Annotated in this window: 6 protein-coding genes; 2 read left to right on the top strand and 4 right to left on the bottom strand. The window is 69.2% G+C overall.

What is annotated here, in order from left to right; translation table 11 throughout:
• Positions 1–225 precede the first annotated feature (225 nt).
• The 3 genes from AC1D2O_RS25190 to AC1D2O_RS25180 form a co-directional block, all read right to left on the bottom strand.
• Complete coding sequence (locus AC1D2O_RS25190; RefSeq protein WP_478093445.1) at positions 226–1,140, bottom strand: SDR family NAD(P)-dependent oxidoreductase; 915 nt, start codon at positions 1,138–1,140, stop codon at positions 226–228.
• Between the two features lie 182 nt (positions 1,141–1,322).
• Positions 1,323–2,900 carry a glutamate--cysteine ligase gene (gshA, locus tag AC1D2O_RS25185; protein ID WP_478158092.1) on the bottom strand — a complete coding sequence of 526 codons (1,578 nt, stop codon included), beginning with the start codon at positions 2,898–2,900 and terminating at the stop codon, positions 1,323–1,325.
• A 209-nt stretch (positions 2,901–3,109) separates the two neighbouring features.
• Complete coding sequence (locus AC1D2O_RS25180) at positions 3,110–3,772, bottom strand: alpha/beta hydrolase (protein WP_478158091.1); 663 nt, start codon at positions 3,770–3,772, stop codon at positions 3,110–3,112.
• A 136-nt stretch (positions 3,773–3,908) separates the two neighbouring features.
• Between AC1D2O_RS25180 and AC1D2O_RS25175 the strand changes: the two genes are divergently transcribed.
• Positions 3,909–4,559, top strand: coding sequence for a glutathione S-transferase (locus AC1D2O_RS25175; RefSeq protein WP_478093439.1), 651 nt, complete (start codon positions 3,909–3,911; stop codon positions 4,557–4,559).
• Between the two features lie 26 nt (positions 4,560–4,585).
• The gene (locus AC1D2O_RS25170) at positions 4,586–5,680 is read left to right on the top strand and encodes a M14 family metallopeptidase (protein WP_478158090.1); all 1,095 of its coding nucleotides are present in this window, start codon (positions 4,586–4,588) and stop codon (positions 5,678–5,680) included.
• A 14-nt stretch (positions 5,681–5,694) separates the two neighbouring features.
• Here the strand turns inward: AC1D2O_RS25170 and AC1D2O_RS25165 are convergent, their stop codons facing one another.
• A complete protein-coding gene (locus AC1D2O_RS25165) occupies positions 5,695–6,492 on the bottom strand; it encodes an enoyl-CoA hydratase/isomerase family protein (RefSeq protein WP_478158089.1) in 798 nt (265 codons plus the stop codon).
• Positions 6,493–6,510: the final 18 nt, after the last annotated feature.

Here is a 6,510-nt window from a genome sequence, read left to right as displayed (position 1 = left end):
GCCTTGGGGCGGCCCGGCGCCGGCCTGAGCCCCCACGCTCCCTCACTGCGTGTGGTCGCTGCCCCCCGAGGGGGCCGCAGGCCGCCTTGGGGCGGCCCGGCGCCGGCCTGAGCCCCCACGCTCCCCACTGCGTGTGGTCGCTGCCCCCCGAGGGGGCCGCAGGCCGCCTTGGGGCGGCCCGGCGCCGGCCTGAGCCCTCAGCCCTCAGCCCTCAGCCCTCAGCCCTCAGCGCCGGCCCGCGTTCGCCATCGCCTTGCCGACCTCGTTGCTGCCTTGCGCCGCGCCGCTCTGCGGCACGATCTCGCCGGCGCGGTCGGTCACTTCGGCCAGCCGCTGCGCGAGTTGCTCGGGTGCGTCGGCGCCCAGGCCGATCCAGGCGCCCTGGGTCAGCGTGACGTGCGCCGCCTCGAAGGTGCCGGCACCGGCGCACAGGATGGTTCGGTTGGGTGCGTCCTGCGCCGCCAGCACCAGCATCGCGGGCACCACGGCTTCGGGCTTCAGCGCCTCCAGGACCGCCTCGGGCATCAGGTCTTCGGTCATGCGGGTGGCGGCGGTCGGCGCCAGGCAGTTGACCCGGATGTCGTTCTTCGCGCCCTCGATCGAGAGCGTCTGCATCAGGCCCACGAGCGCCAGCTTGGCGGCGCCGTAGTTGCTCTGGCCGAAATTGCCGTAGAGGCCGGAGGACGAAGTCGTCATCACGATACGGCCGTACTTCTGCTCGTTCATGAGCGGCCACACCGCCTTGGTGCAATGGACCGCCCCCATCAGGTGGACGTCCATCACCAGCCGGAAATCGGCCAGCTCCATCTTGGCGAAGCTCTTGTCGCGCAGGATGCCGGCGTTGTTGACCAGGATGTCGACCCGGCCCCAGGTCTCGACGGCCTGCGCCACCATGGCCTGCACTGCCTCGAAGTCGGTCACCGAGGCGCCGTTGGCGATCGCCTCGCCGCCCGCCGCCTTGATCTCGTCGACCACCGCCTGGGCGGCGCTGACCGAGCCGCCGGAGCCGTCGCGGGCACCGCCCAGGTCGTTGACCACGACCTTGGCGCCACGCGCCGCCAATGCCAGCGCGTGCTGGCGGCCCAGGCCGCCGCCGGCCCCGGTGACGATGGCCACACGGCCCTTGAATTCGATGCTCATGCTTTCGTCGCTTTCAAAAAAAATGTTGCTCGCCCCACTCCGTCAGGGGGTGTGTGTGTTTTCGGCTGTGCGCAGCGCGCCCGTTCGGGAGCCGCGGCGGAACCGGCTTTGCCGGGCCGCTGCGCGGCGCCCCCTGCAAGGGGGTGGGCGGCTACACGCAGTGAGCCAACCTGGGGGTGGGCTCACAGTTCGGCGCGCTGGCTGATCGGTGCCGGCGGCGTTTCGGCCCAGTGGTTCTTGAATCCGAGGCGCGCCGGGGAGACGTATTGCTCGCGGTAGATCTCGAACGGCATGCTGTCGCTGGCTTCGATGCGCTTCTGCGCCTCGATCGAGGTCTGCGTCATGCGCTCGAACTGCGCGCGCAGGTCGTCCGGGAACGGCAACGCGAGCAATGCTTCGCGCGTTTGCTCGGACCGGGCGCGCACGAAACCGACGAAGGAATCATCGTGCGCCTTCATCGCCTCGAGCACCCTCGCCGACGGCAGCACGGCCGGATCGCGCAAGGCCGCCTCGGCCGCGCGCACCGCCTCGGCGTGCTGCGTGCCGCCGTGCGCCGCATCGAGCGCGGCAGCGATCGGCACGAACTGCTCCAGCAGCTCGGCACCCCAATCGGTCAGCGTGGCGTCGCGCCCGGCGCGCCGCAGTTGCAGGCCGGGTTCGCGCCCGCGCGCGGCCGTCAGGTGCTGGTTGTGCGCCAGGTCGGCGATCTCCTCGTGGGTGTCGGGCGGGCTGTCGGTCAGCAGGCAGTGCAGCAGGAAGACGTCGAGGAATCGCATGGTCTGGGCATTGATGCCGACCGGCTCGAAGGGGTCGAGGTCCATCAGCCGCACCTCGACGTATTCGACGCCGCGCTCGCGCAGCGCATGCAGCGGGCGCTCGCCGGGGTAGATCACCCGCTTCGGGCGGATGGTGCCGTAGAACTCGTTCTCGATCTGCAGCAGGCTGGTGGCGAGCTGGTTGTAGTCGCCGCCCAGATTGCGGATGCCGATCGCCTCGTAGGCCGGCCAGGGCCGGGTCAGTGCGTCCTGCAGCGAGGCGCCATAGCCGTCAAGGCTGTTGTAGCTCACGGCCAGCGAGGCCTGCGCCTCGCTCTGGTAGCCCAGCCGGCCCATGCGCAGCGAGGTGCCGTGCGGCATGTGCATGCTGCCCTCGCCCAGCGGCAGCAGCTCGTGCGGCCGGCCATCGACGAAGCTCGAACACAGCGCCGGCGAGGCGCCGAACAGGTAGAGCAGAAGGAAGGCGTGGCGGCGGAAGTTGCGGATCAGCGCGAAGTACTGCTCGCTCGACACGTCGGGCAGCGACCAGTTGTAGTGAATGCCCGAGATGGTCTGCATGCGCCGCCCGTAGCGGTGGCTCAGGCCCATGCGGTAGACGCTCTTGGCGCGTCCGACATTGGACGAGCCGTAGCGCCCGATCGGAATGGTTTCGTCGGGGGGCAGGCCGCAGGGCATGCTCGAGACCCAGAGCCGTTCGTCGCCCGCTTCGCCGAGCACGCGGTAGGTGAACTGGTGCACCCGCACCAGTTCCTCGAGAGCCGCCTCGACGCCCGCATGGGCGCCAGTGATGAGTTCGAGCTGCGACTCGCTGAAATCGGTCGTGATGTGCGGATGCGTGAGCGCCGAGCCCAGCGCCGCGGGATGCGGCGTCGGGGCCAGCTTGCCATCCGGTTGCGCCCGCAGGCTTTCCTTCTCGATCCCGCGCCGCGCCCCCCGGAGCCGCGCGGGCGAGAGCGCGTCCAGGCGCTCCTTGAAGTTACTCATTTAGTTATCACCCATCGTTCTTTGGTGGGGACGGAAGGTAGCATGCCGAAAGAAATGTTGCTCGCCCCCAGGTTGCCCGGCACTTCGTGTCCGGGCGCCCACCCCCTACCGGGGGCAACACCTGCGGCCCGGCGAAGCCGGTTCCGCGGTGTTTCACCAAGGGGCCTGGCTGCGCCGGCCGGGATCAGGTCAGGTCAGGTCAGGTCAGGTCAGGCCAGGACGCGGAGGAGGAATTTATTGAGGTCGGCGATTTCTTCCATGCAGACCGAGTGCTCCATCGGGTAGTCGTGCCATTCGACGCCGTAGCCCAGCGCCTGGAGCGCATCGCGGCTCTGCGTGGCGCGCGCGATCTGGACCACGCCGTCGCGCAGGCCATGGGCCTGGAAGATCGGCGTCTTCTGGTTCGCCGGATGGCGCTCGGCGGCCGTCGTCGCGGCCAGCGGCAGGTAGCCCGACAGCCCGACGATGCCGGCGAGCGTTTCTGCATGGCGCAGGCCGGTCATGAAGGCCATGGCGCAACCCTGGGAAAAGCCGGCGACCACGATCCGCGCGGCCGGGATGCCGCGCGCCTTCTCGTTGGCGATCAGTGTCTCGATCGACGCCTGCGATCGGCGCAGGCCCGCCTCGTCCTCTCGCTTGGCCAGGTCCGGACCCATGATGTCGTACCAGGCGGGCATCCGGTAGCCGCCATTGATGGTGACCGGAATCACGGGTGCGTTCGGGAACACGAAGCGCACCGGGCCGACAGGGCCCAGGTCGAGTTCGTTGGCGATGGGCACGAAGTCATTGCCGTCGGCGCCCAGGCCGTGCATGACGATGACGGTGGCCGTCGGATTCGGGGCGGTTTCGATTTCGATGGGTGGATTTGACATGGCTCCGAAGTTACCGCAGAAATCGACCCCGCCTCCGACAGGACGGCCACCTGGCTGCCTTTCGGAAAACCCGTCGCCGCTCGCTCCGCCAGCGCCGACCGGCAAAATGGCGTCATACCAACGACTGGAGACACTCATGTTGACATTGATCGGCTTCGCAGCCAGCAACTACTACAACAAGGTCAAGCTCGCACTGCTTGAGAAAAACGTGTCCTTCGACGAGGAACTGGCGTGGATCGGCGAAACCGACCTGGCCGCCTCGCCGCTGGGCAAGGTGCCCTACCTGCGCACCGACCAGGGCATGCTGTGCGAGTCTGCCGCGATCAACGAGTACATCGAGGCGGCCTACCCCGAAACCCCGCTGCTGCCGGCCGACCCCTATGCCGCGGCCAAGGTGCGCGAGCTGACGCTCTACCTCGAACTGCACCTCGAGCTGGTGGCGCGCAACCTCTACCCCGAAGCCTTCTTCGGCGGCAAGGTCAGCGAGGGCCTCAAAGAGAAGATCGGCAAGCAGCTAGAAAAGAACATCGCGGCTTTCGGCAAGCTTGCGCGCTTCGACGCGCCGTTCATCGCCGGCGACCAGTTCACGCTGGCCGATTGCGCCGCGATCACCCACCTGCCGCTGGTCGCCGGCGCGACCAAGATCATCTACGGCCGCGACCTGCTGGACGAGGCGTTGCCGGCCGCACGCGGCTACCTGAAGCGCATGAACCAGCGGCCGCATGTCGTTGCGGTCAACGCCGACCGCAAGAGCAGCACCGAGACGATGCTCAAGCGCTACGCCTGAACGGCAACGATTTCTCGAGGACCACGATGCACAGCTCCGCAGCCACCCGCCATTTCTCGGGCACCTACGCCGAGGCCCGGCGCAAGTTCCTCGACGCCGCCGCCGAACGCGGCGCGGCGGTCGAATCCTTCGTGCTCGAAGCGCATCGCGGCGCGCTCGGCGAGACGCTGGCCACCGACGTGGCGCGGGTCGGCGCGCCGGGCGCCGCCAGGCTGCTGATCGTCAGCTCCGGCACGCACGGCCCCGAAGGCTTCTGCGGCTCGGGCTGCCAGGTCGCGACGCTCCACGATGCCGACCTGCTGGCGCGGCTTGCACAGGGCGGTATCGCGCTGCTGCTGGTGCACGCGGTCAACCCGCACGGCTTCTCGCACCTGCACCGCACCAACGAGGACAACATCGACCTGAACCGCAACCACATCCCTTTCGATGCGCCGCTGCCGGTCAACGCCGCCTATGCGGAGGTCGAGCCCTTCGTGCTGCCGGCCAGCTGGCCGCCGAGCGCCGCCGACGAGGCCGCGATGGCCGCCTACATCGACAAGCACGGCATGCGGGCCTACCGCACCGCGGTGACGGCCGGCCAGTACACATCGCCCGACGGGGTGTTCTACGGCGGCCTGGCGCCCTCCTGGAGCAACCGCACCATTCGCGCGATCCTGCGCCAGTACGCAGCGACCGCCACCGACATCGCCTGGATCGACATCCACACCGGCCTCGGCCCCTACGGCCACGGCGAGAAGATCTACCCGGGCCGCAACGCGGTGGCGGATCTGGCGCGCGCGCGGGCCTGGTGGGGCGCCGACGTGTTCGCGCCCTTTGAAGGCAATTCCGCCTCGGCCGACGTGTCGGGGCCGGTGGTATCCACGGTCTATGACGAATGCCCACAGGCCGCCGCATCCCTGATGGGGCTGGAGTTCGGCACCCTGCCCGACCAGGAAGTGTTGCGTCGGCTGCGCGCCGACACCTGGCTGCGCCGGCATCCCGAAGCGCCGGCCGCGCAGCAGCGCGCGATCCGACAGGACTTGCGCGACGCGTTCTACTGCGACAACGACGAATGGAAGGGCATGATCCTCGGCCAGACCCGCGTCGTTCTGCTGCAGACGCTGCAGGGGCTCAAGGCCTGAGCGCCGCAGGCCGGCTACAGGAACTTCGGCGCCCGCCGTTCGCGCAGCGACGCCACGCCTTCGCGCACATCGGGCCCGGCAAACCCCATGAACTCGAGCGCCAGCGAGGCGTCGAAGGTCGGCCCGGCCTGGCGCAGCCAGTTGTTGAGCGCGTACTTGGTGAAGCGGATCGCGCTCTGGCTGCCGGCTGCCAGCCGGTCGGCCAGCGCGTAGGCACGCGGCAGCAGCTCGGTCTCGTCCACCGCCAGCGAGACCAGGCCGATGCGCTCGGCCTCCTCGCCGCTGACCGGTTCGCACAGCAGAAGGTGATACTTGGCCTTCGCCATGCCGCACAGCAGCGGCCAGACGATCGCCGCATGGTCGCCGGCCGCGACGCCCAGGCGCGTGTGGCCGTCGACGATCTTGGCGCTCTTGCTGGCGATCGAGATGTCGGCCAGCAGCCCTGCCACCAGCCCGGCGCCGACCGCCGGCCCATGCATCGCACTGACGATCGGCTTGTCGCAGTTGATGATGTTGTAGACCAGGTCGCGCGCCTCTTTCCAGACCCGGGTGCGGACGGCGTCGTCGGTGGTCATCTGCTCGACCATGGCCAGGTCGCCGCCGCCCGAGAATCCCATGCCTTCGCCGCGCAGCACGGCGCAGCGCACGCTGTCGTCGGCCGCCACGTCGCGCCAGATCTCGGCCAGTTCGCGATGGCCGTCGTGCCCTGCCGTGGGCAGCTTTCCATTCTGGGCCCGCATCTGGATGTCGAGCACGGCATCGGCTTCGCCGCGGCGCGTGATCGCGAGGGTGCTGTAGCGCGTGTAGTCCATGGTGATGCCCTTCGTGGC

This window comes from Variovorax sp. P1_G12, assembly GCF_056405555.1.
The sequence above is the reverse complement of the archived record's forward strand: the minus strand, read 5'-3'. Positions and strand labels throughout refer to the sequence as shown.

Coding starts and splice junctions, on each gene's coding strand:
- gshA (WP_478158092.1), bottom strand. CDS start 2,900: ATGAGTAACTTCAAGGAGCGCCTGGACGCGCTCTCGCCCGCGCGGCTC.
- AC1D2O_RS25175 (WP_478093439.1), top strand. CDS start 3,909: ATGTTGACATTGATCGGCTTCGCAGCCAGCAACTACTACAACAAGGTC.
- AC1D2O_RS25165 (WP_478158089.1), bottom strand. CDS start 6,492: ATGGACTACACGCGCTACAGCACCCTCGCGATCACGCGCCGCGGCGAA.
- AC1D2O_RS25170 (WP_478158090.1), top strand. CDS start 4,586: ATGCACAGCTCCGCAGCCACCCGCCATTTCTCGGGCACCTACGCCGAG.
- AC1D2O_RS25180 (WP_478158091.1), bottom strand. CDS start 3,772: ATGTCAAATCCACCCATCGAAATCGAAACCGCCCCGAATCCGACGGCC.
- AC1D2O_RS25190 (WP_478093445.1), bottom strand. CDS start 1,140: ATGAGCATCGAATTCAAGGGCCGTGTGGCCATCGTCACCGGGGCCGGC.